Raw genomic sequence first — 26,043 nt, 5'->3', positions numbered from 1 at the left:
ACCTCGTGGATCACTTCGTGAGATGCCGTGGCCGGTCTCCTGGCTGACGGATCCGCCGCCGCGCACGGCGTCCGTGCGGGGCGGGCGCGCCCACCGTCCGGCCTTCCCGGTCGCCGCGCGGCGGCCAGTGGCCTGGGTCCCGCGGACGGTGAACTCCCCGATCACAGTGGCGAGGGCCGCTCCGGCCTCGGACCCGAGGGTCCTCACCGGTCTTCCCGATCACCACGGCCCGGCCACAGTACGGCGCGCCCCTCTCGCCCGCAAGATTGCGCAACCACGCAGGTGTTCACTGTCACACCACCCCGGCGGGCGCTGCCCGATCCTGCGTGGCGCGGGCCCGGCGGACCCGGGTGCCCCGCGGGCCCGGCGTGGCAGGTCCGTTGCTGCGAGAATCGCCCGCATGCATCTCGTACCGCCCGAGCGCGCGGATCACCGGATCATCGACGGCCACCTCGTCTGCGACGCCATCGCGGCGGTCGGGGACCCCGGCGCCGTGCGGGCGGCGGCCGCCCGCTTCTCCCTGCTGGCCGAACCCGGCCGCCTCGCCCTGCTGCTCGCGCTGCGCGCGGTCGGCCCGATGGCCGTCTCCGACCTGGCCGTCACCACCGGCATGCGGGACCCCGCCGTCTCCCAGGCGCTGCGCCTGCTGCGCTCCGCGGGTGCCGTGGCGGGGGAGAAGGACGGCAGGATCGTCCGCTACCGCGTCGTGGACGCGGAGCTCGGCGCGCTGCTCGACCGCGCCCGCGGCGCGGCCACGGGCCCTGTCGAGCCCGCAGAGCCCGCGGGTCCGCCGCACGCGGACGCGCGCGCCGCCGCGCACTGAGCGCCCGGCCCGGCGCTCACCAGGGGACGACGCCCCCGACCCCGGTGAACGTAGCGGGCCCGCCGTCCCGCGGCCCCGCCACGGCCGCCGCCACGATGGGCGCGGCGCCCTCCGCGACGCTCTGCAGGCCCCGGTGGCCGTTGAGGTCGGTGGCCGTGGCGGTCCGGGTGGTCCCGGCGGCGACCGCGGTGGCGACCCGGGCGGTCCCGGCCCTGGCGGCCCTGGCGGCGGTTCCGGGGACCTCAGCGGCGGTCCGGGCGGCCGCGGCCACGGTGCGGACGGTCCCGGTGGGGACCCTGGCGGTGCGGACGGTCCCGGTGGCGGTCCCGGCGGTCCCGGCGGCGGTCCTGTCGGCCTGGGTGGTCCACGTGGCGCCCCCGGCGGTCCCGGCGGTCCGGGCAGCGGCGGCGCGAGCGGTCTCGGAAGCCGTACCGACCACGGCGCGGGCGGCCCCGGGGGCCGTACCGACCACGGCGACCTGGGGCGCGCCCTGCGGCACTGGCGCGACCGCACCGCCCCCACGGACGCCGGGCTGCCCGCCGGCCTGACCCCCGGCACCCGCCGCGCCCCCGGCCTGCGCCGCGAGGAACTCGCCCAGCTCGCGGGGGTCTCCTTCGACTACGTCGCCCAGGACCTCACCCCGGAAACCCACCCCTGAGCCGCGGCCCCTGCCCGATGCCCCGATGCCCCGATGCCGCCCGGGGCCGGTGCGGGCCCCGAGCCGGGGCGGGCCCTACGCTCCGCAGACCGACCGCAGCGCGATCCCCAGCGCCTCCCGGTGCAGCGCGTCCAGCCGGTGCACGGCCACGCCCGCGGTCCGCGCCCCCGACAGCGCCACCGCACACCCGGGGCCCGCACCCCGTACCCGTTCCGTGGCCGCCAGCTCGTACAGCAGGCGCTGCCCGAGCGCGTCAAGCTCCGCACGGACCGCCGCCAGGTCCTGACACGCGGCGGGCACCTCGTCCGGATGGTCCCGCCACCGTTCCAGCAGCCCGCGCTGCACGACCTTGCTCGCCTCGATCTGGTCCTCGAAGAACCGCGCAGCGACCTCCGGATCGAGCCCGATCCCCGCCGCCTGCCGCCGCACCCGGGCCAGCTCCTCCCGCTCCCGTACGGGATCGCCGACCGGCGCCCCCGTACTCCGCTTCGCGGCGGCGACCTGGTCCCCGAGCCGGATCCGGCGCACCGCAAGCTCGGCGAGGGGCCCGAGGTGCCCGAACGGCACGGCGGGCCCCCGCGAGACCGCGGCCGCGGTCCCCGCGGCGACGACGGCCCCCGCGGCGACGCCCGTGACGGCGCCCAGCACCCACCTGCGGCCGGAACCCCGGAACAAGGGAGGCGAATACACCATGTGAGGCCCCTTCGTACTGCCGTACTGCGACGACTGCCGGATCACCGAGCCGACGGCTACCCGGCGATCACGTGCATGTTCCACGAACCCGCCGATCGAACCCTCCTCCACCCGACCTCACCGGAACGAGCGACCACCCCTCCCCAGGTCGGAAATGAAAACCACTCCCATATAGTTGACCCTCCCGAAGGAACCGGAACGAAAGGCGGTGGCCGCCATGAAGGTCAGAAACTCCCTGAAGTCCCTGAAGGCCAAGCCCGGGGCGCAGGTCGTGCGCCGCAGGGGCAGGGTCTTCGTGATCAACAAGAAGGACCCCCGCTTCAAGGCCCGCCAGGGCTGACCCCGTCCCGCCGCCGGGGCGCCCCTTTCCCCGGTACGGGGGCCGAGACCCCAGCGGTACGGCCCGAGGCGCCAAGGCGGTCGGGCCCCCGGGACGTACGCGCGTGCAGGGCGCGCACCGCCCATGACCCCACGACGGCCGGGGCCGAGCTCCCCCGGCGAAGGAAGCAGCCCCTCGCGCCACAACAACCGACCCCTGCGGCCACGCCGGCCCTTGCGGCCACGACAGCCAGTCGGCCGCGGCGGCTAGAACGGCTGGACGGGCCCCCGACCGCTGCGACAGCCAGACGGTCACTGGCGGCTACGGCAGCCGGACGGCCCCCGACGACTGCAACGGCCGGACGGCCCCGACGACTGCAGCAGTCGGACAGCCGCCGGCGGCTACCGCGGCCGGACGGCTCCCGATGACTGGCGCGGTAGGGGCCGGCCGGGCGGCCCCTACCGCGCCGCGGCGCACCCCACGCACCTCTCGGCGGCCGGCCGTACCGCGAGCCGCTCCTGAGGAATCGCGCCGCCGCACCCCAGGCACCGCCCGTACTCCCCGCGCTCCAACCGCCCCAGCGCCCGCTCCACCTCTGCCGCATGCTCGCGCTCCCGCGCCAGCAGGGCCGCGACATGGGCCCGTTCGAACGCGGTGCTCGACCCCTCGGGATCGTGCTCGTCGTCCACCGCCACCAGCGCGTTGGCCGCCACGATCCCCTCGAACTCCCGTACCAGCGCCCCTACGAGCCCCCGCACCTCCTCCCGCTCCTCGATCAACCGCTCCCGCGCAGCCCTCTCCGCCGCAGCACTCAAAAATCCACCCATACCCTGCCCAACTCCACCCCTGCGCCCCGCATTCCTCCGCAGCCCAGCGGCCCCGCCGCCGACGAGGCCACGGTCCGGCCCGGGGGGCCCGGCGCATAGAATCCGCTGCCATGTCGAAAGCTGACGAGTTGATCGTTGACATCGCCGCCCTCGTGGAGTCCGGGCAGAGCAACCAGATGTCCCTGACGGTGGTCACGGCGGGCGCCGTCATCACCGGCCGCCTGGCCCCGGAAGCCGTGTGGCGGCAGCGGGTCTCGGAGGTACTGACGGACTCGGCCCGCCTGGCCGAGTTCTCCGCCGTCTTCGAGAACCCCACGAAGACCGAGGGCCCGCCCACCCACCTCCACTTCCACGTGGCCCGAATCCTCCAGGGCACCGTAGGCATCCCGGAAACGGGCGGCATGTACCGCGTCGCGATCGAGGACGTCACCGCCTGGACGGTAGGCGACTTCAGCTACTCCGACCACTGACCCCCACCTACAAACAAGGGCCCGGCCGGTGTCCCCCGGCCGGGCCCTCGTCGCTCCGGGCTCGTGCCCGAGCCGTGACTCAGAAGGGCAGCAGCGGCGCGCCGAGCAGCGCGGAAGCCTGCCGGTACGGGTCGGCCGTGGGCGCGGTCGCGCCCACGGCCGGGGCGTGGCAGGTGAAGCCGAGACGGGCCATGGCCCTCAGGACCTCGCCCGCGCTGAAATCACGTCGGTCCTGGCCGGTGATGACCTGGCCGACCTGCTTGGCCGGGTAGCGGCGTCTTCCGACGACGACCGTCCCGCCCTCACCGGCGGCCGGCTCGGGCCTGACGTCCTTCATCGACTCCAGCACGCCGCTCCTGGTCAGGTCGAACGGGAAACGGGCGATGACACAGCGCATGATGCCTCACAGGGGGAGGGGAAGAGGGGGCTGTTCGGACGGGTCGTGCAGCGGCAGGGGACGAGGGCGCCCCTGGCATTCCTGCGCCCCGGACGATGTCGCCCAGGCGGGTCCTGTCCGTGTATCCGGCGCTGTCGCGGACGGAGGTGAGCCGGGCCAGGGTGACGAGGACGGTGCACTGGCCGTCCTCGTCGCAGACGGCCAGCTGCCCCGTACGGGCTGCGGCCATGACGGACAGCGCCACCTCGACGGTCATGGCGGCCCAGACCCGCGGTCCCGCCGAGTCCATGGCATCGGTCGCCGTCCCGTCCACGGGAGGCCCGCTCGGCGAGCGGTGGTACATCAGGTCGGGCGTCAAGGTGCCTCCTGGTGCGAGGGATCGACCCGCACGGACGTGTGCGGGTCGCTGATCGCGCCGCGGGCTCTAGGCGGCCGTGTCGGAAGCGGACTGCCGCCCGTCGGAAACGGACTGCCGCCCGGGCGCTCGTAGGGGGCCCGAAGCGGGGCGGCGGCGGCCGCGCGATGCGCCGCCGCGCTTCCTGGCGGGTGCGGCCGCCGGTGCGGCGATGACGACCGGGACACCGGAGGGGGCCTGGGCGCCCGTGATGCTGTGCAGGATCTCTTCGCCGGAGCGGACCCGGGTGGTCCGCGGGACGATGCCGGCCGCCGCCATGACACGGGTCATGGCGCGGCGCTGATTCGGCGTGACCAGGGTGACGACGCTGCCGGACTTGCCGGCGCGCGCCGTGCGGCCCCCGCGGTGCAGGTAGTCCTTGTGGTCGGTCGGCGGGTCGACGTTGACGACGAGATCGAGGTCGTCGACGTGGATGCCGCGCGCCGCGACGTTGGTCGCCACCAGCACGCTGACGTGCCCGGTCTTGAACTGCGCCAGCGTACGGGTGCGTTGCGGCTGCGACTTGCCCCCGTGCAGGGCGGCGGCTCGCACCCCGTTGTGCAGCAGGTGCTCGGTGAGGCGGTCGACGGCGTGCTTGGTGTCGAGGAACATGATCACGCGTCCGTCGCGTGCGGCGATCTCGGTGGTGGCCGCGTACTTGTCGGCACCGTGCACGTGGAGCACGTGGTGCTCCATCTTCGTGACCGCGCCGGCCGCGGGGTCGACGGAGTGCACGACGGGGTCGCTGAGGTAACGGCGTACGAGCAGGTCGACGTTGCGGTCGAGGGTGGCGGAGAACAGCATGCACTGCCCTCCGGGGCCGACCTGGTCGAGGAGGCCGGTGACCTGCGGCATGAAGCCCATGTCGGCCATCTGGTCGGCCTCGTCGAGTACGGTGACGGCGACCTGGTCAAGCCGGCAGTCGCCGCGGTCGACGAGGTCCTTGAGGCGCCCGGGGGTGGCGACGACGATCTCGGCGCCCCCGCGCAGCCTGCTGGCCTGCCTGCCGATCGACATCCCGCCCACGACCGTGGCCATCCGCAGCCCCACGGCACGGGCGTACGCGGCCAGCGCCTCACTGACCTGCTGCGCCAGCTCGCGCGTCGGTACGAGGACCAGCCCGAGCGGCTGCCCGGCCTCGGCACGCCGCCCCGCCGTGCGGGCCAGCAGCGCGAGTCCGAAGGCGAGTGTCTTGCCGGAACCTGTGCGTCCGCGTCCCAGGACGTCCCGGCCGACGAGGGAGTTCGGCAGTGTCGCGGCCTGGATCGGGAAGGGAACGGTGACGCCCTGCGAGCCGAGCGCGGCCAGAAGCTCCCCGGGCATGTCGAGTTCGGCGAAGCCCTCCACGGCGGGAAGCGCGGGGGTCGCCGTCCCGGGGACGGCGAACTCGCCCCGGGCTGACGCACCGGACCGGCTGCCCGCCGGCACGGCACCACCTCTGCCGCTGCCGCCACGGGTGGTGCGTGTGAAAGGGGTGTTCGCGCGGGTGTGGTTCATGCAGAACCTTCCTCGATGCGGCACATGTCACTCGATTTCCGCGGTGTTGACCGGGCGGATCATTTCAAGGACGGGCCGAATGGGGCGCGGGAGAAAATCTCGCCGCGCACAGTCTGTGCAGACGCCTGTGTCGAGAAAGACGGCCGCGATATGCATGCACCGCTCCGGGCGGCAGCGGTGGAACGGCCCGGAAGCGCCCCGCGTCCCGATGAAGAGGACCGGGTCCGGCGCCCACGGATTTCCGGGATGCGCCCGGCCTCACCGGTGGGTACTGTCCCCGGGAGGGAAAGCAACAAGGGCCCGCACCCCGAAGGATGCGGGCCCCAGCTGTGAGTACGCGTCAGTCGCGTCAGGCGGGAACGATGTTCTCGGCCGTCGGGCCCTTCTGGCCCTGGCCGATGTCAAAGCTCACCTTCTGGCCTTCGACCAGCTCGCGGAAGCCCTGGGCGGCGATGTTCGAGTAGTGGGCGAACACGTCAGCGCCGCCACCGTCCTGCTCGATGAAGCCGAAACCCTTTTCCGAGTTGAACCACTTCACGGTACCGGTAGCCATGTCATTCTCCTTCGAGGCAGTGCATCGCCGTCCGCACTGTACGAACGCCGTGTCGCCGCGATGATCACCCCGTCCGGAGAAGCCGGAATGACAGAAAATGCTCCCGATGGCACGGAGCCGACCGGAACGCACCTGAAGTTTCGGGAACCACAACTGCAACTGAAATGACAGTAGCACGCCGCAACGGCCCGCGTCTGTTCCGTAATTCCACTCCGGTTGCCGCGCCAATAAATCTGCCCGTGGGCCGAGTTCAATTCTCACCCGGCGGGAGCAGATATTGACGAGGCCGGAGCGCAGCGTTCCCGAGGCCGCGCGCGCGGCGTGGCCGCCGCCGCTGCCCCGCGCCGCCCGCTGTGCGCGCCGGCAGCGACGACCCGCCCGCCCGAACGTGACGTACGTGCCCCGCATGTACGACATGGGGCCCCTGTACCGAAGCCACCACCTGCTCCTGGTCCCCTCCACCGTGGAAGACGCCTCCCCCCTCGTGTGATCACCGAGGCCGCGCTGCACGGCCACCCGACCATCGCAACCGAAATTTGAAACTGAACGTCACCATGCGTCCAGCCGCGCGGTCCCGCAGAAAGGCCACCCGCCGGGCGCAGGCAGGCGTGTCTGCCGAGGAGGACCTTGCGCTTTTCGATGTACGGGAGCCGGCGGTTCAGGCGCGCAAGGTCGTCGGGCCGATCCCGCGGGACCGGGGACGCGTCGTGCGACTGGTGGCTGCACTGGCCGAAGAGACAGCAGTGGACGACTGAGGTGGGCGAGGAGACCCCGGACGGTGCTGATCCTTGAGGAGCGATTCAGGAGATCAACTCTCCGTCCGCGCACGCAAAAGGCCCCGGACCGAGATCGGTCCGGGGCCTTTTGCGCTGGTGCCCCCGGCAGGATTCGAACCTGCGACACCCGCTTTAGGAGAGCGGTGCTCTATCCCCTGAGCTACGAAGGCGCAGCTACAGGGTAGCGGATCCGGAGCCGGGGGAACGGCGCGGGGCGCGGCGCCCGGCCCAGGGCTCATGCACCCCCGGGGTGGGGGTCATGTCAGGGCTGCGCGGAGGGCGGCCACTCGTTTGGCCGCGGTGTCGAAGGGGGCGCCGGGGAGGGTGCCGTCGGCGAGGGCGGCGGTGAGGCCGGAGGCGGCGGCGCGGCCCTGGGAGACGTCCCTGGCCGAGCAGAGGAGGAGGTCCATGCCCGCGCCCGCCGCCAGGACCGCCCTGCGCTCGGTGGTGTAGGAGCTGCTCAGGGCCTTCGCCTCCAGCGCGTCCGTGATCGTGACGCCGGTGAAGCCGAGGCGGCCGCGCAGCTCCTGCTGGATGATCTTCGAGGAGAGGCCCGCGGGGTGCGCCGCGTCGAGGGCCGGGTAGACCGCCCAGGACAGCATGACCAGCTTGACGTGGGCGTCGAGGGCCGCGCGGTACGGCGCCTCGTCCACGTCCCGCAGCTCGTCGAGCGACTGACGGAGGGTCACGGGCCCGAGGTCGGTGTTCTCCTCGGCGGTGGCCGCGCCGAGGCCGGGGAAGTGCTTGGCGGTCGCGGCGACGCCCGTGTCCTGCTGCGCCGTGACGAACGCGCCGCCGAGCGTGCCGACCTCGTCGGGGTCGGTCCCGTACGAACGCTGGTGGGCGTCGGCGAAGTCGCCGGGCTCGCGGTAGACGTCGAGTACGGGGGAGAGGTTGACGTTCATCCCCACGCCCGCGAGGTTGCGGCCCGCGCCCGTACCCGCGTCCTGCGCCGCGGCCTCGGGGTCCGACGCCTCGCCCACCTGCTTCTCGGACAGTTCGGGCGCGCCGGGCAGGCGGCGCACCTGGCCGCCCTCCTGGTCGGTCATCAGGAGGAGGGGGGCCTTCACCGGGCTGCTCTCGTTCGCCTCCTTCAACCGGGAGACGGCGGAGGCGATCTGGTCCGCGTCGGAGATGTTCTCGCCGAAGAAGATCACCCCGGCCGCCTCGCCCGCGCTGATCGCGCTGAGCAGGCTGTCCGGCGGGGTGAGGCCCGGGTACGAGTAGACGATCCGCTGGCCCACCCGCTGCGCGGGGGTGAGCTGCGAGAGCAGGTCGGGCAGCGGGCGGCGGCGGGTCATGGCGGACGCCGCGGACGTGCCGAGCGCCAGGGAGGCGACGGCGGCACCCGCAGCGGTGAGGACGGTGCGGCGGCTTGCGGGGGTGCGGCTGTGCGGGGTGTCCATGGTGGGGTTCCTCTTTCGCCGGTGGGGACTGAGCGAGGCAGGGACGGAGCGAGGCCGGGACGAGGCGAGGCCGGGACGGGGCGCGGCCACGGAGCATGGCGCCAGGCCAGGGTGAAGGATTTCTTCAGAAGGTCACAAGGGTCGTGAAAGTTTTTTTCTCCTGACGTGTGGTCGTGGCTTGTTCACGCATGGTGACACGGGGTGGGGGCGGCGGGCTCGTCGGCCGGTCGGGCGTGGCGCTCCTGGCGGCCCGGGAGCTTCAGGCGCGCCGGAGCTCGTGGGCCAGCGCCGCGTAGACGTACTCGCTGCCCCAGCGCTCGCCGTCCAGATCGTTCTCGACGAGGTGGGCCTCGCGGCGCATGCCGAGCCGTGCGCAGAGGCGGGCCGATGCGGTGTTCTCCACGTCGAGGCGCGCGAAGAGGCGGTGGGTGCGCAGGGTGTCGAAGGCGAGCGCCGCGAGCGCGGCCGCGGCCTCTGTGGCGTATCCGCGGCCGCCGTGCGCGGGGTGGAGCGTCCAGCCGATCTCCGTCTGCCGCGCGTGCGCGCTCGCGCACCGCAGGACGGTGTCGCCGATCACGCCGGGGACGGCGGTCCTTTCGATGGCGACGAGGAGCGTGTCGCCGTCGTTCTCCCAGGTGGGGAGGGTGGCGGCGTCGGCGACGACCTCCGCGCACCGCTCGCGGGTGCGCGGCGGGCGGTAGAGGTGGCGTGCCACCTCGGGAAGGCGGTGGTACGCGTGCAGGGCGTCGACGTCCTCCGGTGCGAAGGGGCGCAGTCGGAGGCGGTCGGTGGTGAGGGGGAGGGTCAGGGACAGATCCATCCGCCGGACCCTAGCCGCCGGGGCCTGGCAGGGGCGGGGTGTTTTCACAGGTGGAGCCAGTAGTTACGACGGATTGATAAGTCTATTGTTACTAAATATGGATGAGGGGAAGCCCGAGGCGGCGGGCGAGGACGATGTCGCACAGGCGGGGGCCGCGCTGCGCCTCGCCGTCGCGCGGATCACCAGGCGGCTGCGGCAGACGCACGCCGTCGGCGACGTGACGCTGTCGGGCGCGTCCGTGCTGGCGAGGCTGAGCAGGGACGGCGCCGACTCGCCCGGCTCGCTCGCCGAGCTGGAGCGCGTACGGCCGCAGGCGATGGCCTCGACGCTCGCGCTGCTTGAGGAGCGCGGTCTGGTACGGCGCGACCAGGACGCCGCGGACGGACGGCGGTCCGTCATGAGCGTCACGGAAGAGGGGCGGAAGGTGCTGATGGACCGGCGGTCGGAGTCGGTGCAGCGGATGACCGACGTGCTGGACAAGGAGTTCACGCCCGAGGAGCGCGGGATGCTCGTCGCCGTGCTGCCGCTGCTCGACCGGCTGGCGGAACGGCTGTGACCGGCCCGGACTCCCCGGACTCCCCGGACATCCCGACAACCCCGGGCGGTACGCCGAACACCCCCCGCCGCGACCGGCCCACCCGGGCCGAGCGCATGGCGAAGACCCCCATGCCCGCGAACTACCAGTGGATCGCCCTGTCCAACACCACGCTCGGCGTGCTGATCGCGACGATGGACGCCTCCATCGTGATCATCTCACTGCCGGCGATCTTCCGGGGCATCGGGCTCGACCCGCTCGCGCCGGGCAACATCGGCTACCTGCTGTGGATGATCCTGGGCTACCTGCTGGTCTCCGCGGTCCTCGTCGTCGTCCTCGGGCGGCTCGGGGACATGTTCGGCCGGGTCAAGATCTACAACCTCGGGTTCATGATCTTCGCCTGTGCCTCGATCGCGCTCTCCCTCGACCCGCTCACCGGCGGCGGAGGCGCGCTCTGGCTGATCCTGTGGCGGGTCGTCCAGGCCTTCGGCGGCTCCATGCTGACCGCGAACTCGGCCGCCATCCTCACCGACGCGTTCCCCGCGCGGCAGCGCGGCATGGCGCTCGGCATCAACCAGATCACCGCGCTCGCCGGGCAGTTCCTCGGGCTCCTCGCCGGCGGCCTGCTCGCCGTCGTCGACTGGCGGGCCGTGTTCTGGGTGAGCGTCCCGATCAGCGTGGCCGGCAGCATCTGGTCGTACCTCTCCCTGCGGGAGACCGCGTCGGGGCGGCGCGGGCGCATCGACTGGTGGGGCAACCTCACGTTCGCCGGGGGCGCCGGCATCCTGCTCGCCGGGATCACGTACGGGATCCAGCCGTACGGCGGCAGCGCCACGGGCTGGGGGAATCCGATGGTGCTCGCCGGGCTGTTCGGCGGGGTGTTCCTGCTCGCGGTGTTCTGCCTGATCGAGACGCGGGTGAAGGAGCCGATGTTCCGGCTCTCGCTGTTCACGGTGCGGGCCTTCGCCGCGGGCAATCTCGCCGCGCTGCTGACCTCGATCGCGCGCGGCGGCCTCCAGTTCATGCTGATCATCTGGCTCCAGGGCATCTGGCTGCCGCTGCGCGGCTACGACTTCGAGGCGACGCCCCTCTGGGCCGGGATCTTCATGCTTCCGCTGACCTGCGGCTTCCTGGTAGCGGGGCCGGTCTCCGGCTATATGTCGGACCGGTTCGGCGCGCGGCTGTTCTCCACGACGGGGCTGCTCGTGGTCGCGGCCTCCTTCCTCGGCCTGCTCCTGCTGCCGGTGAACTTCAACTACTACCTGTTCGCCCTGTTGCTGCTGCTCAACGGGCTCGGCCAGGGCATGTTCTCCTCGCCCAACACGTCGTCGATCATGGGCAGCGTGGCGCCGGAGTACCGGGGCGTGGCCTCCGGCATGCGCTCCACCTTCCAGAACTCCGGTACGGCACTGTCCATCGGCGTGTTCTTCTCGCTGATGGTCTCGGGGCTCGCGGCCAAGCTTCCCGCGACGCTCAGCTCCGGCCTCCAGGGCCAGGGCGTGCCCGCCGCGACGGCTCACCAGGTCGCCTCGCTGCCGCCGGTCAGCACGCTGTTCGCGACGTTCCTCGGCAACAATCCGATCCAGCACCTGCTCGGCCCGAGCGGTGCGCTCGACCGGCTGACCGGCGCCCAGCGGCGCACCCTGACCGGGCACAGCTTCTTCCCGCAGCTGGTCTCGGGGCCGTTCCACCACGGCCTCGTGATCGTGTTCACCGTGGCCGCGGGCATGGCGCTCGTCTCCGCGGTCGCCTCCGCGCTGCGCGGCCGCCACCAGCGCGCGGACGGGCAGCCCACCTCTGAGAAGGACGAGAAAGGAAAGCCGCAATGGCGAAAAGCGCGCTCCTCGTGATGGACGTGCAGCAGGACATCGTCGGCCGGTTCGCCGACGACCCCGGATACCTCCCGCGGCTGCGCGGCGCCGTCGACGCGGCGCGCGCGGCGGGGGTCCCGGTGATCCACGTCGTGGTCGGCTTCCGGGCGGGACACCCCGAGATCAGCCCGCGCAACACGACCTTCGGCGGCATCGCGGGCGCGGCCGCCGCGGGCACGACCGGCGGGTTCGCCCCCGGCGACCCCGGCGCCGCGATCCACCCCGACGTCGCGCCGCTCGGCGGCGAGATCGTCGTCACCAAGAAGCGGGTGAGCGCCTTCGCGGGCAGCGACCTCGACATGGTGCTGCGGGCGCAGGGCGTCGACTCGCTGGTGCTGGCAGGCATCGCCACCAGCGGTGTGGTGCTCTCGACGCTCCGCCAGGCCGCCGACCTGGACTTCCACCTGACGGTCCTTGAGGACGGCTGCCTCGACGGCGACCCCGAGGTGCACCGCGTGCTGACCGGCAAGGTCTTTCCGCGCCAGGCGGAGGTCGTAAGGATCGAGGAGTGGGCGGCCGGACTGTCCGCGTCCGCATAGGCGGGGAGCCGGGCCCGCAGGCTCCGGTCCCCGGGGCGGCCGCGTACGCCCGCCCGTACGCGACCGCCCCCGCCTCAGGACCGCGCCCCCTCAGGACCGCGTCACTCGTACCGCGTACCCGCCGTCCGCCTCCTTCGAGAGGACCGAGACGGTGAGGCCGTCGGCCCGGTCGGTGAAGGTCTGGCCGGGCTGGTAGGTGGCGTCGGAGAGCTCGGCCTGGACGTTGGGGAGGCGGGTGCAGCCGCCGCTGTTCCTGGTGGCGTCGGAGATCGAGACCGGGCCCTCGCCGGTGTCGACGGACGCGTCGACGCGGTAGATCAGCACGCCGGGGCGGCACACCGCGTCGTCGTTGCCCGTGCGGGTGCGCACCTCGATGGCGTACCCGGACTGCCCGGAGAGCGGCACGAAGATCATCTTGCGTCCGCCGCGGGTCTCCAGCGGTTCGAGCCGCCGCTCCAGGGTGCCGCTCGACGCCGCGCAGCTGACCTGCTCGTCGTCGAGCCACCCGAGCTTCCACTTGTGCCAGCCCAGCAGGTCGTTGTCGGCCCCCCAGTCCTCGGACATGATGTCCCAGTGGCCGACCGAGCCGCCGCCCTGCGCGGTGTAGAGGTCGGGCAGGCCGAAGGTGTGGCCGTTCTCGTGGGGCAGCACCCGGTAGCCGGTGCTCCCGTACGAGCCGGAGCCGTCGTCCTGGCGGCTGTAGACGAACGACATGTTCGACAGCGGCACCCCGTCCGCGTGGGGCGCGTCCTTGTTGCCGGAGAACGTCACCGAGAGCACGGTGTCGAGCGCCGAGGGCCCGGCGTTCGGCGTCACCAGGATGTTGACGATGTCGTAGCGGCTGAAGTCCACCTTCGGGTCCGCGGCCTTCACGATGTCGGCGACCAGCCGGTGGTAGCCGGGCTCGTAGGGGGAGCCGCGGTTGATGCCGTAGGCGCGGAACGTCTTCGGCATGCGCAGCCAGTGGCGTATCGGAGTCTGCGGCCGGTAGTCGAGCCGGCCGTACGAGCCGGTCCTGAACCACCGCGCGGTCTGCGGGAAGAACTCGTGGAAGCGGGACATCGCCGAGCCGGGGCCCTGCGCGTCGGGGAAGTCGACCATCAGGTTGAGTGCGTGCAGGACGCCGGTCGAGTGCGCGTAGCCGGTGTTGGTCGGCAGGCCCTCGGACATCTGGACCGCGGCGCCCGGCTTCGAGCTGATGCGGCAGGGGCCGAGCACCGCGTCGTTCTGCGCCGAGCCGGGGCCCGCCGTGGCGCGGGTGACGATGGGCGAGCCGCTCGCCGTGGTCAGGGCGGCGAGGGCGAGCGCGGTGCAGCCCGCGAGCATCCCGACGCGGTGGCGGCGGCTGCGGCGGTGGGCGCCGCGGCGCCCGCGGGGGCCGGCCCCGCTGGATATGTGCGAGCTGCGTATCCGGCGCCTTTCCTGCATGCGGTCGCCCTCCGGGTCCGCGGCAGCCGGCCGTCCTGACTGCTCTCTGTCCGATCACCCTCCGTCCCTCGGCGTGTCGCCGCTCGCTGGGTGCGCCGATCGGAGGTTTTCCGGACAAACAGGGATTCGGCGAACATGTGACCCAGATCACAAAGTGGACAGGAAATAACTGGGGACCGCATCCCCGTTTGCACCTGTGTCCGCGGCAAGCGGGGAGCCGATCCCCGTTTACGCAGAACAGACGGAGAGATCACAGCGAGCGATCGCGGCCCCGGCACACCCGGGGCGCAGACGGAAGGCCGACATGAAGACCGCCACCCGACCCGGCACGGAGGCCGAGGCGCACCGCTCCACGCGGCCGCGCGCCGACGCCCTGCGCAACAGGGAGCGGATCGTCTCGGCCGCCCGTGAGATCTTCGTGGAGCACGGGCCGGAGGCCCCGCTCGACGACATCGCCCGCCGGGCCGGCATCGGCAACGCCACGCTGTACCGGCACTTCCCCGAGAGGTCCGCGCTCCTCGTCGAGGTCGCGCGGAGCGTCATGTCCCGGGCGGCCGAGTCGGCCGAGCGGGCGGGCGCAGAGGAATCCGACGCGTTCGCCGCGCTGTGCCGCTTCGCGCACGACGCGGTGGACGAGCGGATCGGCGCGCTGTGTGCCCTGCTGTCCGACGGCTTCGGGCCGCACCGGGCGGATCTGGACACGGAGCGCCTCCGCCTCACGGAGACGGTCGAGGCGATGATGGAGCGCGCGCGGCGGGCCGGCAGGCTCCGCCCCGACGTGGGCCACGGCGACCTCATGGTGGCGCTCGCCCAGCTCTCCCGCCCACTGCCGGGGACAGGCTGCCTGGACACGGACCGGTTCACCCACCGGCACCTGCAGCTTTTCCTCGACGGCCTCGAAGCCCCTGCCAGGTCCGCTCTGCCGGGCAGGTCAGCGACTCTGGAGGATCTGCGCCGCGCCACCCCCTGACGCGCCCTGACCCAGACACACAGCCACACGCCAAGAGGGCACACGGCCCGCCGCAGAGGCGGGCATGACCGGCCGCGCAGCCCGGGCCGTGCCCGCCCGCACACCCCGTTCCACGCACCGGGTCCCACGACCCGCCGACGAACCACCCGCAACCGATCCCGCCCGCCGGGCCGGGGCGGACCGGCGCACCGCACGCACTGCCAGCGGCGGCGCACGGACGCCCGCAGCGCCCCGGGGCCCTGTCCGCCCCGGGCGGCGGACACCGCAGACCGCGTCACCCGCAGACCGGGGTGGCGTACCCATCTCGTAAGCACGGCAGCGTCGCCAGGACTTACGTACGCTCCCGTCCTTCCGTACCTCCTTAGGCGGATACCTCCATGTCAAGAAGACTGTCGAAAAGGCCGGAAAGCGGGCTCGCGAGCTCCGCTTCCGCTCCCGAGCACGCCGCGGCCGCAGGCCGCTGGAAGGCGCTCGTCTTCATCGCGCTCGCCCAGCTGATGGTGGTGCTCGACGCGACCATCGTGAACATCGCGCTCCCGCACGCCCAGACCGACCTGCACATATCCGACGCCAACAAGCAGTGGGTCATCACGGCCTACGCGCTGGCGTTCGGCGGCCTGCTGCTGTTCGGCGGCCGGGTCGGCGACCTGTGGGGCCGCAAGCGCACCTTCGTCGTGGGCCTGTTCGGCTTCGCCGCGGCCTCCGCGGTCGGCGGCGCCGCGGTCAACGAGGCGATGCTGCTCAGCTCGCGCGCCGCGCAGGGCGTCTTCGGCGCGCTGCTCGCGCCCGCCGCGCTCTCGCTGCTCGCGACGACCTTCACCGACCCGAAGGAGCGCGCCAAGGCGTTCGGCATCTTCGGTGCGATCGCCGGTGGCGGCGGCGCCGTCGGCCTGCTGCTCGGCGGCTTCCTCACCCAGTACCTCGACTGGCGCTGGACCTTCTTCGTGAACATCCCGTTCGCGATCATCGCGGCGCTCGGCGCGTTCCTGGTGATCAGGGAGCCCGCGGGCGGCCGCAACCGCAACCCGCTCGACATCCCCGGCGTGATCCTCGCCACCCTCGGCCTGGTCTCGCTGGTGTACGGCTTCACCCGCGCCGAGTCCAACGGCTGGACCGACTCGGTGACGCTCGGGATGTTCGTCGCGACGGTCGTCCTGCTCGCCGCCTTCGCGTTCGTCGAGTCGCGGGTCAAGGCGCCGCTGCTGCCGCTGCGCGTGGTCACCGACCGCAACAGGGCCGGCGTCTACTCCTCGCTGGGCCTCGCGGTCATCGGCATGTTCGGCCTGTTCCTCTTCCTGACGTACTACCTCCAGGTCGTCCAGGGGTACTCGGCCCTCAAGACCGGCTTCGCGTTCCTGCCCATGGTCGCCTCCATGATCACCGGCTCGACGCAGATCGGCGCCCGGCTGATGAACAGGGTCCCGGCGCGTGCGCTGATGGGCCCCGGCTTCGTCGTCGCCGCCGTCGGCATGCTGCTGCTGACCCGCCTGGAGGTCGGCTCCTCGTACGCGGGGGTCGTCCTGCCCGGCATGATCCTGCTCGGCCTCGGCATGGGTACGGCGTTCATGCCCGCCATGTCCCTCGCGACGCACGGCATCGAGCCGCGTGACGCGGGTGTCGCCTCCGCGATGGTCAACACCTCGCAGCAGGTCGGCGGCGCGATCGGCACGGCTCTGCTGAACACCATCGCGGCGTCCGCCACGGGCACCTACCTCGCCTCCCACCACGCGCCCGCGGCGGCCGGTGGAGCGGGTGCGCGGCTGGTGCAGGCCCAGGGCCTGGTGCACGGGTACACGTCCGCCATCTGGGTCGCCGTCGCCATCCTGGCCGTCGCCGCCGCGATCGCGCTGACCGCGATCAACGCGGGGCGCCCCGGCGTCACGAAGGTCACCTCCGAGAGCTCCGAGGACGGGGCCGCGGAACTCGACGACGAGGTCCAGCTGCCGGTCTCCATGCACTGACCCGCGAGGGAACCGGGACATCCGGGACATCCGGGACACCGGGGTCCCGCGGCCGTGCCGCAAGGCCGGGGAGGCCGCGGGACCCGAGCCCCGAGGAGCGAGACCCCCGAAGGGCATCCGCCGCAAGGACTCCGCCCCGGTACCGCGCTCGCGGTGCCGGGGCGGAGGCGTGGGCGCCGTGGCGGCGGCTCAGCGGCGCCACGGCAGGTCCGCGCAGGTGCCCTCCGGTTCGAGCCCGGTGGCCACCGCCTGCATGATCTCGCCGAGCTGCGTCGTCTGCTCGGGGGTGAGCCGGTCGAAGACGGCCTGCCGTACGGCCGCGACATGTCCGGGCGCCGCCTCCTGCAGCTTCGCCACCCCGCTCTCCGTGAGCCGGGCGAGCTGCCCCCGCTTGTCGGAGGGGCACTCCTCCCTGCGCACCCAGCCGTCCGCCTCCAGGCGGGTGATGGCGTGCGAGAGCCGTGACCTGGTGATCTTCACGCCCTGGGCGAGGTCGGTCATCCGCAGGGCCCGGCCCGGCGCGTGGGAGAGGTGGACGAGCAGCGCGTAGTAGATGTGCGGCATGCCGGCGTCCCGCTGGAGCTGCCGGTCCAGGTGGTCGTCGAGGAGGATCGTCGCGTGCATGAACGCACGCCAGGCCCGCTGCTCCTCGTCGCTCAGCCAGCGCGGCTCCTCGTCGGGACAGGGGACCGGCGGCGTTGTCATGGTCCTTATCCTACCTTTCCTTGAAAGTTTGACGATATCCAGATAACCTGATGCCATTACTTTAGAGTTCAAGATCTTTTGTGGGAGGTCGTCTCCATGACCGCAGCCGCCGAGCGCATGCCCGCCCTCTACCTGTCGCACGGCGCACCGCCGCTCGCCGACGACCCGCAGTGGCCGGGCGAGCTCGCCGCCTGGTCGGCCGACCTGCCGCGCCCCACGGCGATCCTCATCGTCTCGGCACACTGGGAGGAGGCGCCGCTCGCACTGAGCGCGACCTCCACCGTCCCGCTCGTCTACGACTTCTGGGGCTTCCCCGAGCGCTACTACCAGGTGCGGTACGAGGCCCCCGGCGCCCCCGCCCTCGCCGAGTCCGTGCGCGGGCTGCTGCGCGGCGCCGGGATGCCCGTGCACGACGAGCCGGGCCGCGGCCTCGACCACGGCGCCTACGTGCCGCTCAAGGAGATGTTCCCCGCTGCCGACATCCCGGTGCTCCAGATGTCGATGCCGACCCTGGACCCGCGGCGGCTGCTGGAGGTCGGCCGCAGGCTCGCGCCGCTGCGCGACGAGGGTGTGCTGATCGTCGGCAGCGGCTTCTTCACCCACAACCTCGCTGCGCTGCGGCAGGAGGGGGCGCTGCCGTCCTGGTCCGTCGAGTTCGACGACTGGGGCCACCGGGCGCTGCTCGCCCAGGACGTCGACGCGCTGCTCGACTTCGAGCACAAGGCGCCCGCGGGCCGGCTCGCGCACCCGAGGACGGAGCACTTCGCCCCGCTGTTCGTCACGCTGGGCGCCGCCGAGGACGAGCTGGGCACCGGCCGCAGCGTGATCGACGGCTTCTGGCTCGGCCTCGCCAAGCGCTCGCTCCAGTACGGCTGAGCCGCCGCGGCGCCCGCCCGGCGGGAAGCGCCACCGGGACGCCACCGGCGCCTGGCCGGGACGCCGCCGGGCCCGGCCGGGCGGGCGCCCGGGGCCGCGGCCCCGCCTTCACCCCGCGTGCCGCGCCTCCGGCAGCGGCTTCTCGTACCAGGCCACGTCCCAGTACGCGCCGAACTTCCGCCCCATCTCCGCGTACGTCCCGACGTGGCGGAAGCCGAACTGCTCGTGCAGCCGCACGGACGCCTCGTTGGGCTGGGCGATCCCCGCGTACGCGCGGTGGAGGTCCTCGCCGCCGAGGGCCGCGAAGAGCGCGGCGTAGAGCCGCGTGCCCACCCCGCGACCGCGGGCCCGCGGCGCGCAGTAGACGCTCACCTCGACCGAGGTCGCGTACGCGGGCCTGGCCCGGAACGGGCTGCTCGTCGCATAGCCGAGAACGCGGGCAGAGGGGACATCCCGAGCAACCGACAGGCGGTGCGGGCCGTCTACCGGGTGGGAGCGCAGCCACCCGATGCGCTCCTGTGGAGTGGCCGGGGCGGTGTCGAATGTGACGGCCGTCTCCAGGACGTAGTGGTTGTAGATGTCGGTGAGTGCCTCGATGTCGGCCTCGGCGCCGGGCCTGACCTGCACTTCCGTCGCTGAGCTGCCCATGGTTCCCCCTCCTCGGGAGGCCAGGTCGGCCGGACAGGGTACTGCATGATCACGAAAATCGCGGACGGCATGGGAATTCTGTCCGGTTTCCAGGCGTTCTTACCACCGGAAGCAGGGCACCCGATCGGGTGTCGCGACTTACTCAGTCCAGCAAGGGAGCTCGCATGGCAACCCGTGCCGTCGCCCGTCGCACTGCCTCGCGCGGAACGACCGAGGCGAACAGTGTTCGCGCAACTGGCGGGGAGATCGCCGACCGCGACCTGGTCGGCATGTACCTCGACGAGATCGCGCGGACCCCGCTGCTCGACGCCGCAAGGGAGGTCGAGCTGTCCCAGACCATCGAAGCAGGAGTCTACGCCCGTCAGATCCTCGACGGCGAGGTCACGAGCGAGGCAGGTGGCGCGTCCCGCGAGGAGCTGGAGGCGCTGGTGGCCGAGGGCGAGCGCGCCAAGGACGTCTTCATCCGTTCCAACCTCCGCCTGGTGGTCGCCGTGGCCCGGCGCTACCCGCGCAGCGGTCTGCCGCTGCTCGACCTGATCCAGGAGGGCAACGCGGGCCTGGTGCGCGCGGTCGAGAAGTTCGACTACGCGAAGGGCTTCAAGTTCTCCACGTACGCGACCTGGTGGATCCGCCAGGCGATCACCCGGTCCATAGCGGACCAGTCGCGCACGATCCGGCTCCCCGTCCACCTGGTGGAGGAGCTGGGCAGGATCCGCCGCGTGCAGCGCGAGTTCAACAGGGAGAACGGCCGGGACCCCGAGCCCGAGGAGATCGCGGTCGAGCTCAACTCCACACCCGAGCGGGTCAACGACGTGCTGGACTGGGCCCGCGACCCGGTGAGCCTGAACATGTCCGTGGACGACGAGGGCGACACCCAGTTCGGCGACCTGCTGGAGGACACCTCGGCGGTCTCGCCCGAGCAGTCGGTCCTCACGCTGCTGCGCAGCGAGGAGCTCGAGGACCTGATCGGCAGGCTCGACCAGCGCACGGCGTCCATCATCAAGATGCGCTACGGCATCGAGGACGGCCGGGAGCGCACGCTGACGGAGGTCGGCAAGGAGCACGGCCTCACGCGTGAGCGGATCCGGCAGATCGAGAAGCACGCCCTCCTCGAACTGAAGAAGATGGCGAGGGACACGGGCTTCGACGCGGCGGCGTGACGCGTGCGCCCATTACCCGTAAGGTCACTCACGAAGACGGCGGTCTCTCCGCCGCCCACAGACGAGCCCCGGTGCCAACCCCCCCAGGCGCCGGGGCTCTTTCTTGCCCGGGCGTGGCTGTGGGCGCCCGCGGACCGGTTCGGGTGTCGGCGCCGACGGGTCAGCGGACGCGCGACCTGCGTTCGAGTGCGGACCGTGCCGCGCCCTCGTCCAGGTAGACCTCGCACATGTGCCGCCCGTCGGGCGTGGCCGTGTGCTCGACCTCCCACAGGCTGGTCTCGGTGCCGTCGAGCAGCAGGAACGCGTGCTCGTACAGCATGAACCCGCTGCCGCCCTCCTCCGCGTGCGACCAGTGCCCGAAGACCTGGGCGATGTGGTGGGCGAAGGCCGTGCGCAGGAGCCGCGCGGTCTCCTCGCCCGGCCGGTCCGCGTTCTCCGCGCGGCGCAGCACCCGGCGCGCGTGGTCGGGGGAGTTGTCGCTCACATAGAGCCTGGGCAGCGCGGACGGCTGGGCCGCGAGCAGCTCGGGCGGCGCGATCCGGATGTCGTGGCCGAAGCCGTCGCCCTCCGCTTCGGCCGCCTCGGGACGGGGCTCCTCGCCGCCTAAGAGGCGGGCGGACGCCTCACGGGCGTCCGCCTCCGCCGCGAACAGCTCGTGCAGCGGCGTGTCCCCGCGCGCCGCCGTGTGCACGACCTCCCACAGCGTCAGCGCGCTGCCGTCGGAGAGCAGGAACGTGTGCCGGTACGTCTCGCGGTGCCGTCCCTTGCTGTGGTGTGCGGAGGACAGTGAACTGGCATGCGTCAGCGCGGAGTCGAGGCGCCCGATCAGGGCGGCCGGCAGGGCGAAGGAGTTGAGCGAGCGTTCCAGAAGGCGCTGGATGTGCGTCTCGGTCGTCTCGTGCGGACCGTTCAAGAGGGATCTCCCCGACATCGCCAGGTGTCACTTTGTGAACGCATACGGTAGCCCCTTGGGGTGAGATCACGTCCAGAGTTTTGGTAAAGACAGCGCCATTCGGAGAATTTTCCTTCCCTCCCTGTCACAGAACATCCCGCGCGCTGTCAGGTCCGTACAGGTCCAGGTACGAGGGGAACACACCCCCGGGGCCGCTGACCCCCTCCGCCGCGAGCACCGCACGCACGATCGCCCGCGTGACCGTGTCCGCCGCCGCGGCCAGCACCGGATTGAGCGCCAACGGGCCGTCGCCCAACGGGACATCACCAGTGGCCAGGGCGAACACGGTGTCCCCGTCGTTCAACAGGTGCACCGGCCGCACCGCGCGTGCGATGCCGTCGTGCGCCGTGCCCGCCGCCTTCTGCGCCTGGGCGCGGCTCAGGGCGGCGTCCGTGGCGACCACCACGAGCGTGGTGTTCAGCGGCGCGGGCCCCAAGTCCTCGCCCAGCGCGGCCAGTCGCGCCTCGGCCGCCGCATGGACCTCCGGCGGCGGAGAGACCGTGCGCCCTTCGAAGTACCGCCCGTACAGCACTCCGGTGAGCGGATCCACCGCCGAGCCCGCCGCGTTGGCGACGACGAGCGCGGCGACGGTGGCGCCCGAGCCCCGCAGCACCGTGCTCGCCGTCCCCACGCCGCCCTTCAACCGGCCGACCAGCGCGCCCGTCCCTGCGCCCACCGAGCCCTCCGCGACCGGCGCGAAGAGGGGCGAGGCGGCCGCCGCCAAGGCGGCCGCGCGGCCCGTCTCCGCGCCGGGCCTGACGCCCCAGTCGCCGACGCGCCCCAGGTCGAACACGGCCGCGGCAGGCACCACCGGAACCACATGCCCACGGTCCGGGAGACGCACCCCGCGCCCCTGCTCCTCCAGCCAGGCCGCCACCCCGGACGCCGCGTCCAGCCCGTACGCGCTGCCGCCCGTCAGGACCACGGCCTCCACCCGCTCGACCAGATTGCGCGGGTCGAGCGCGTCCGTCTCGCGGGTCGCAGGGCCGCCGCCCCTGACGTCCACCGCCGCCGTCACCCCGCCGTCCGGCGCGAGCACCACCGTCGTCCCCGTCAGCGCCCGCTCGCCCGCCACCCGGGCATGGCCCACCCGCAGCCCCGCCACATCGGTCAGCGCCCCGCCCCGTCCCGGCGCGCCGGGACGCGCCCCCGCGCCGCCGGGTGCAGGCGACCCCTGCTCACTACCGGGAGCCTTCCGCGTCACAGGGAGCCGTCCCCGGCGTCGGCGGCGCCCTCCGGGCCCGTCGGCGGCAGGCCGCGCACGGAGCCGCCCGGCCCGTCCTCGGGGATCCGCGCGGCCAGCGCCACACCGACCGCCACCGCCGCGGCCGCCACCAGACCCGCCGCCGGCACCGCCCACGCACCGGCGAAGAGGCAGCACACCACCCCCACCGAGGCGACCGGCAGCACCAGTTGCTCCGCCGCGCCCCGCTTGAAGTGCCGCGCGTGCAGCAGCCACACCATGATCAGGAAGACCCCCGCAGGCACGCAGACGGCCGCCCCCGCGGCCCGGGCCGTGATGTGCGCCTCGCCCACCGCCTGCTCGACGGCCACTTCGAGACCGGCCCCGATCGCCGCCGCTGAACCGAAGATCGCAAGGTGACCGTACCCCCAGGGGATGGCCTCCCGGTCGCCGGCCAGCCGCTGGTGGACCGGGGCCGCGAAGTAGATCCACCAGGCGGCGAAGACGATCAGGATGCCGCCGCCCGCGATCGGCAGCAGCCGGTCCAGCGCCTCGTGCTCGTCGAGCGCCGACTGCACCGCGACCGTGGCCGCGGACATCGTCTCGCCCAGCACGATCAGCGTGAACAGCCCGTAGCGCTCCTCGATGTGGTGCGGATGCCACGGTGTCTCCTGGTCGCGCTCCGCCACCAAGGGCACCAGCATCTCGGCGATGCCCACCACGAGGAACAGCCACCTGCGGGTCTCCTCCGGCGCCCACAGCAGCCCCACCCACGCCGCCTGGCAGACCGCCACCCCCACCGCGTACCGCACGGCGGTGCGCCGCGCAGGGCTGCCGCGGTCCTCGGATGCCGCGGCCCGCAGCCACTGGCAGGTCAGCGCCAGCCGCATCACCAGATAGCCGACGACGGCGATCGTCCAGTCGTTCTCCGAGAAGGCCTGCGGCACGCCCGCGGCGTAGATCAGGACGCCGCAGATCTGCACCAGCGTCGCCACACGGTAGGGCACGTCGTCGACGTCGTAGGCCGAGGCGAACCAGGTGAAGTTCATCCAGGCCCACCAGATGCCCCAGAACACGAAGACATAGCCGATCACGCCGCTGCCCGCGTGCCCCTCCGCGAGGGAGTGCACCAGTCGCGCGCCGGCCTGGGCCACCGCGACGACGAAACAAAGATCGAAGAAGAGTTCCAGCGGTGTCGAGGCGCGGTGCTCCTCGTCCCGCGCGCGTGCGGTCATGTGCCGCACGACACCTGCCATCCTTTTTCCGGGGCCTGCCGTCGTCATGCGCCCAGCACATCAGACTCGGCGGCCGGCCAGGACGAGGACGCGCTTTCCGCCCCCTCCAGCCGCCGAGCCGGCCGCCGTAGGCTTGGGGCATGAGCACAGCCACCGGGCCGGAGCCCGACGACGCCGGGCGAGCCACAGCGCCCGCGGCAGCGGCGCCCGAGGCCCCGCCCGCCGCGCGGCCCCGCCTGGTCTTCGACGACCCGCTGGACCAGCGGTCGGCGGACGACACCGACGACGGCTGGGGCGAGCGCCCCTCCGCCGCCTCGGGCAGCGCGGCCGACCTGGCACGGTTCCTCGACGAGAAGCCGCCCCACCACATCTGAGGGGACGGCCCGCGGGGCGTGCCTACTTCCGCTGCGGCACGACGGTCTCGCTGCCGCCGGGGCCGCGCTGCGAGACGAGCGTGTCGCGGATCTCCTTCAGCACGTCCAGCTCGCTGGCCTCCACCACCGTCTCCACCGGCACCTCCTCCTTGGCGGCCAGGAGCCGGGCGCGCCGCGCGAGGTACCGCGACATCGGCAGGACCATCAGGAAGTAGACGACGGCCGCCGTGATGAGGAAGTTCAGCGCGGAGCTGAGGACCGTCCCCCACATGAGCTCGATGCCGTGCGTCGCCTCTCCGGCCTTGTCCGTCGTGCAGGGCGACTGGATGCAGTAGTGGTACTGCTCCAGGTCCTGGGTGCCGAAGGCGCCGACCACCGGGTTGATGACGCCCTTGACGACCGCGTTCACGATGTTCGTGAACGCGGCGCCGATGACGACCGCGACCGCGAGGTCGATGACGTTCCCGCGCATCAGGAAGGCTTTGAAGCCCGCCATCACGCTCTCCTTCTCCTTGCTCACGAAAGAGCCTTTCTTCGCCCGTGCCAAAGGGGTGGCATTCTGCCTGGCAACTTACGTCAGGGCAGGGCCTCGCTGTCCAATCCGGCGTCACACCAGATTGACGACACGCTGCTTTGACCAGGGGCTTCTCTCGCAGTGTCAGCACAGTGTGACCGCCAGCTGGGACATCGGGGCGGCCGCGGCGAGCTCCGCCGCGACCTGCCGTGACACCGAGAGCACCAGCAGCGCGCCGCCCTCGACCGGGTCGTCGGGGCCCGCCTCGGGGATCTCTTCGACCCGGACGCCCGAGGCCACGGTCCTGGCCTCGGGCCGCCGGTCAGCGATGCCCGGCGCGCCCGGCACCGCGGCCGGGGCCGCGATCACATCGACCCTGTCCCCGGGGCGCAGCAGCCGCACGGTCGCGGCGTCGGCGATGCGCACCGGCGCGGACACACTCCGCTCCGCGGAGCCGTCCGGTGGGCCGGCCGCGGGCCCCGTCCCGTCCGGTGTGCCCTGACGCCCGTCCGTGTGCGCCCGCACGCCCGCGTGCCCGCCCGCGCCCGCACGCGCGTCCGCGCCCGTGCGCGAGGAGGCGGGGCCGGCCGCGCCCGTGGTCCCGGCGCCGGTCGCGGCGAGCGCGGCGGCTCCCACCGCGAGGCCCGCCGCCATGACGCGCTGCCTGCGGAGCACCGCCCTGCGCAGGCGGTCCCGCTGTCCGCGCACCCGCACGGGGTCGAAGGCGGGCACACCGCGCGGCTCGGGCACCGAGGGCCCGCCCGGAGGCCGGTGCCGGGCGCACAGCGAACCGGGAGAAGGAGAGACAGGAGGGGCAGGAGGGGCAGAAGTGACGGGAGGGGCAGGTGAGAAGGGAGGGAGCCGGAGGGAGAGAGCGGACGGGCCCGCGGGGGCGGACGCGTGCGTCGGATCGGACGGAACACTGCGGGACATGCCGGACCACCGCCTGCTGTGGAGGGTGCGCGACCGCCTCGGCGCGGTCGTCGCCCCTCACATTGCCCTGCCCCGCCGCATCCCGCCGCGGCCTGTGGACAACCTCCCGGGCTGTGGACAACTCGCTCACCCGCAAGGGTGGTTGTGCACCGGGCCGGTTCGGTGACGGTTCGCCGCCGGGCGGTCAGGGCAGGCTGATCCCGGGATCGATTCCGTCGAGGGCGTGTGCGCAGAGGCAGTCGCGTGTCTCGTTCGCCTGCAGTCCGCCCACCGCGTCGAACAGGACGTCGCGCAGCCGCGCCACATTCGCCGCGAAGACCCTCAGCACTTCCTCGTGCGAGACGCCCTCGCCCGTCTCGGCCCCCGCGTCAAGATCCGTCACGAGCGTCATGGAGGTGTAGCAGAGTCCGAGTTCACGTGCGAGTGCGGCCTCGGGTGTTCATCGGGCCCCTGCCCGACAGCACGACCAGCATCCTGAACTGGGGCAGCGTCAGCGTCTCCCCGACGGACGCGAGCGAGCGCGCCG

28 protein-coding genes, 1 tRNA gene, 2 pseudogenes and 1 riboswitch are annotated in these 26,043 nt (G+C 72.9%); of the genes and pseudogenes, 11 read left to right on the top strand and 20 right to left on the bottom strand.

Going from position 1 to position 26,043, the window contains the following annotated elements:
- Positions 1–11 precede the first annotated feature (11 nt).
- Positions 12–242, bottom strand: a riboswitch (cobalamin riboswitch).
- Positions 243–400: 158 nt separating this feature from the next.
- Positions 401–823 (top strand): metalloregulator ArsR/SmtB family transcription factor, encoded by a 423-nt coding sequence (locus AB0910_RS24680; protein ID WP_366746814.1) that lies wholly within the window; start codon positions 401–403, stop codon positions 821–823.
- A 16-nt stretch (positions 824–839) separates the two neighbouring features.
- Here the strand turns inward: AB0910_RS24680 and AB0910_RS24675 are convergent, their stop codons facing one another.
- A complete protein-coding gene (locus AB0910_RS24675) occupies positions 840–1,094 on the bottom strand; it encodes a hypothetical protein (RefSeq protein WP_366746813.1) in 255 nt (84 codons plus the stop codon).
- Between the two features lie 462 nt (positions 1,095–1,556).
- The gene (gene aroQ, locus AB0910_RS24670; RefSeq protein WP_366746812.1) at positions 1,557–2,174 is read right to left on the bottom strand and encodes a gamma subclass chorismate mutase AroQ; all 618 of its coding nucleotides are present in this window, start codon (positions 2,172–2,174) and stop codon (positions 1,557–1,559) included.
- Between the two features lie 217 nt (positions 2,175–2,391).
- Between aroQ and ykgO the strand changes: the two genes are divergently transcribed.
- On the top strand, positions 2,392–2,514 hold the full coding sequence (gene ykgO / locus AB0910_RS24665) for a type B 50S ribosomal protein L36 (RefSeq protein ID WP_345643517.1): 123 nt from the start codon (positions 2,392–2,394) through the stop codon (positions 2,512–2,514).
- A 437-nt stretch (positions 2,515–2,951) separates the two neighbouring features.
- Here the strand turns inward: ykgO and AB0910_RS24660 are convergent, their stop codons facing one another.
- Positions 2,952–3,320, bottom strand: a complete 369-nt coding sequence (locus tag AB0910_RS24660) for a TraR/DksA C4-type zinc finger protein (protein WP_366746811.1) — start codon at positions 3,318–3,320, stop codon at positions 2,952–2,954.
- A 110-nt stretch (positions 3,321–3,430) separates the two neighbouring features.
- Here AB0910_RS24660 and AB0910_RS24655 point away from each other — a divergent pair, with 110 nt between their 5' ends.
- Entirely contained in the window at positions 3,431–3,790 is a 360-nt protein-coding gene (locus tag AB0910_RS24655; protein ID WP_366746810.1) for a hypothetical protein, read from the top strand.
- Between the two features lie 79 nt (positions 3,791–3,869).
- On the opposite strand, the gene AB0910_RS24650 is transcribed toward AB0910_RS24655, so the two are convergent.
- From AB0910_RS24650 to AB0910_RS24620, 7 genes are all read right to left on the bottom strand, one after another.
- Positions 3,870–4,187 carry an SCO5918 family protein gene (locus AB0910_RS24650; RefSeq protein WP_366746809.1) on the bottom strand — a complete coding sequence of 106 codons (318 nt, stop codon included), beginning with the start codon at positions 4,185–4,187 and terminating at the stop codon, positions 3,870–3,872.
- Positions 4,093–4,530, bottom strand: coding sequence for a hypothetical protein (locus tag AB0910_RS24645; RefSeq protein WP_366746859.1), 438 nt, complete (start codon positions 4,528–4,530; stop codon positions 4,093–4,095). Before AB0910_RS24645 ends, AB0910_RS24650 begins: the two co-directional genes overlap by 95 nt.
- 81 nt (positions 4,531–4,611) lie before the next feature.
- Positions 4,612–6,078 carry a DEAD/DEAH box helicase gene (locus AB0910_RS24640; RefSeq protein WP_366746808.1) on the bottom strand — a complete coding sequence of 489 codons (1,467 nt, stop codon included), beginning with the start codon at positions 6,076–6,078 and terminating at the stop codon, positions 4,612–4,614.
- 349 nt (positions 6,079–6,427) lie between these two features.
- Positions 6,428–6,631: a cold-shock protein gene (locus tag AB0910_RS24635; RefSeq protein ID WP_366746807.1), complete on the bottom strand. Its 204-nt coding sequence runs from the start codon at positions 6,629–6,631 to the stop codon at positions 6,428–6,430.
- 870 nt (positions 6,632–7,501) lie between these two features.
- Positions 7,502–7,577: transfer RNA gene (locus tag AB0910_RS24630), tRNA-Arg, on the bottom strand.
- An 87-nt stretch (positions 7,578–7,664) separates the two neighbouring features.
- Positions 7,665–8,813 (bottom strand): glycoside hydrolase family 3 N-terminal domain-containing protein, encoded by a 1,149-nt coding sequence (locus AB0910_RS24625; RefSeq protein ID WP_366746806.1) that lies wholly within the window; start codon positions 8,811–8,813, stop codon positions 7,665–7,667.
- Between the two features lie 259 nt (positions 8,814–9,072).
- On the bottom strand, positions 9,073–9,633 hold the full coding sequence (locus AB0910_RS24620) for a GNAT family N-acetyltransferase (protein WP_366746805.1): 561 nt from the start codon (positions 9,631–9,633) through the stop codon (positions 9,073–9,075).
- 97 nt (positions 9,634–9,730) lie between these two features.
- Between AB0910_RS24620 and AB0910_RS24615 the strand changes: the two genes are divergently transcribed.
- From AB0910_RS24615 to AB0910_RS24605, 3 genes are all read left to right on the top strand, one after another.
- The gene (locus AB0910_RS24615; RefSeq protein ID WP_366746804.1) at positions 9,731–10,189 is read left to right on the top strand and encodes a MarR family transcriptional regulator; all 459 of its coding nucleotides are present in this window, start codon (positions 9,731–9,733) and stop codon (positions 10,187–10,189) included.
- Between the two features lie 95 nt (positions 10,190–10,284).
- Positions 10,285–12,018: an MFS transporter gene (locus AB0910_RS24610; protein WP_366746803.1), complete on the top strand. Its 1,734-nt coding sequence runs from the start codon at positions 10,285–10,287 to the stop codon at positions 12,016–12,018.
- The gene (locus AB0910_RS24605) at positions 11,994–12,578 is read left to right on the top strand and encodes an isochorismatase family cysteine hydrolase (protein WP_366746802.1); all 585 of its coding nucleotides are present in this window, start codon (positions 11,994–11,996) and stop codon (positions 12,576–12,578) included. Before AB0910_RS24610 ends, AB0910_RS24605 begins: the two co-directional genes overlap by 25 nt.
- A 90-nt stretch (positions 12,579–12,668) precedes the next feature.
- On the opposite strand, the gene AB0910_RS24600 is transcribed toward AB0910_RS24605, so the two are convergent.
- The gene (locus tag AB0910_RS24600; protein WP_366746858.1) at positions 12,669–13,904 is read right to left on the bottom strand and encodes a M6 family metalloprotease domain-containing protein; all 1,236 of its coding nucleotides are present in this window, start codon (positions 13,902–13,904) and stop codon (positions 12,669–12,671) included.
- Between the two features lie 406 nt (positions 13,905–14,310).
- Between AB0910_RS24600 and AB0910_RS24595 the strand changes: the two genes are divergently transcribed.
- Both AB0910_RS24595 and AB0910_RS24590 read left to right on the top strand, forming a co-directional pair.
- Positions 14,311–14,976, top strand: coding sequence for a helix-turn-helix domain-containing protein (locus AB0910_RS24595; RefSeq protein ID WP_366746801.1), 666 nt, complete (start codon positions 14,311–14,313; stop codon positions 14,974–14,976).
- A 377-nt stretch (positions 14,977–15,353) separates the two neighbouring features.
- Positions 15,354–16,937 (top strand): MFS transporter, encoded by a 1,584-nt coding sequence (locus AB0910_RS24590; protein WP_366746800.1) that lies wholly within the window; start codon positions 15,354–15,356, stop codon positions 16,935–16,937.
- Between the two features lie 189 nt (positions 16,938–17,126).
- Here the strand turns inward: AB0910_RS24590 and AB0910_RS24585 are convergent, their stop codons facing one another.
- Complete coding sequence (locus AB0910_RS24585; RefSeq protein WP_366746799.1) at positions 17,127–17,642, bottom strand: MarR family transcriptional regulator; 516 nt, start codon at positions 17,640–17,642, stop codon at positions 17,127–17,129.
- Between the two features lie 96 nt (positions 17,643–17,738).
- Here AB0910_RS24585 and AB0910_RS24580 point away from each other — a divergent pair, with 96 nt between their 5' ends.
- Positions 17,739–18,518 carry a class III extradiol ring-cleavage dioxygenase gene (locus AB0910_RS24580; RefSeq protein ID WP_366746798.1) on the top strand — a complete coding sequence of 260 codons (780 nt, stop codon included), beginning with the start codon at positions 17,739–17,741 and terminating at the stop codon, positions 18,516–18,518.
- Between the two features lie 108 nt (positions 18,519–18,626).
- Here AB0910_RS24580 and AB0910_RS24575 read toward each other — a convergent pair whose 3' ends face one another.
- Positions 18,627–19,166, bottom strand: coding sequence for an N-acetyltransferase family protein (locus AB0910_RS24575; protein ID WP_366746797.1), 540 nt, complete (start codon positions 19,164–19,166; stop codon positions 18,627–18,629).
- Positions 19,167–19,330: 164 nt separating this feature from the next.
- Between AB0910_RS24575 and AB0910_RS24570 the strand changes: the two genes are divergently transcribed.
- Positions 19,331–20,326: a sigma-70 family RNA polymerase sigma factor gene (locus AB0910_RS24570; protein ID WP_366746796.1), complete on the top strand. Its 996-nt coding sequence runs from the start codon at positions 19,331–19,333 to the stop codon at positions 20,324–20,326.
- A gap of 160 nt (positions 20,327–20,486) precedes the next feature.
- On the opposite strand, the gene AB0910_RS24565 is transcribed toward AB0910_RS24570, so the two are convergent.
- The 3 genes from AB0910_RS24565 to AB0910_RS24555 form a co-directional block, all read right to left on the bottom strand.
- Positions 20,487–21,239, bottom strand: coding sequence for a DUF6227 family protein (locus AB0910_RS24565; RefSeq protein WP_366746795.1), 753 nt, complete (start codon positions 21,237–21,239; stop codon positions 20,487–20,489).
- 124 nt (positions 21,240–21,363) lie between these two features.
- On the bottom strand, positions 21,364–22,392 hold the full coding sequence (locus tag AB0910_RS24560) for a P1 family peptidase (protein WP_366746857.1): 1,029 nt from the start codon (positions 22,390–22,392) through the stop codon (positions 21,364–21,366).
- Between the two features lie 86 nt (positions 22,393–22,478).
- A complete protein-coding gene (locus AB0910_RS24555) occupies positions 22,479–23,717 on the bottom strand; it encodes a low temperature requirement protein A (protein WP_366746794.1) in 1,239 nt (412 codons plus the stop codon).
- Positions 23,718–23,836: 119 nt separating this feature from the next.
- On the opposite strand from AB0910_RS24555, the gene AB0910_RS24550 reads away from it, so the two are divergent.
- The gene (locus AB0910_RS24550; protein WP_366746793.1) at positions 23,837–24,070 is read left to right on the top strand and encodes a hypothetical protein; all 234 of its coding nucleotides are present in this window, start codon (positions 23,837–23,839) and stop codon (positions 24,068–24,070) included.
- A gap of 22 nt (positions 24,071–24,092) precedes the next feature.
- Here AB0910_RS24550 and mscL read toward each other — a convergent pair whose 3' ends face one another.
- The 4 genes and pseudogenes from mscL to AB0910_RS24530 form a co-directional block, all read right to left on the bottom strand.
- Positions 24,093–24,590, bottom strand: a complete 498-nt coding sequence (gene mscL / locus AB0910_RS24545) for a large conductance mechanosensitive channel protein MscL (protein WP_366746792.1) — start codon at positions 24,588–24,590, stop codon at positions 24,093–24,095.
- A gap of 138 nt (positions 24,591–24,728) precedes the next feature.
- Positions 24,729–25,334 carry a hypothetical protein gene (locus tag AB0910_RS24540; RefSeq protein ID WP_366746791.1) on the bottom strand — a complete coding sequence of 202 codons (606 nt, stop codon included), beginning with the start codon at positions 25,332–25,334 and terminating at the stop codon, positions 24,729–24,731.
- Positions 25,335–25,701: 367 nt separating this feature from the next.
- Positions 25,702–25,953, bottom strand: a pseudogene (locus AB0910_RS24535) (5'-methylthioadenosine phosphorylase); the annotation flags it as partial.
- A gap of 7 nt (positions 25,954–25,960) precedes the next feature.
- Positions 25,961–26,043, bottom strand: a pseudogene (locus AB0910_RS24530) (MarR family transcriptional regulator); the annotation flags it as partial.

Origin of the sequence: Streptomyces sp. NPDC047002 (assembly GCF_040704505.1) — a bacterium.
Classification (GTDB): domain Bacteria; phylum Actinomycetota; class Actinomycetes; order Streptomycetales; family Streptomycetaceae; genus Streptomyces.
The sequence above is the reverse complement of the archived record's forward strand: the minus strand, read 5'-3'. Positions and strand labels throughout refer to the sequence as shown.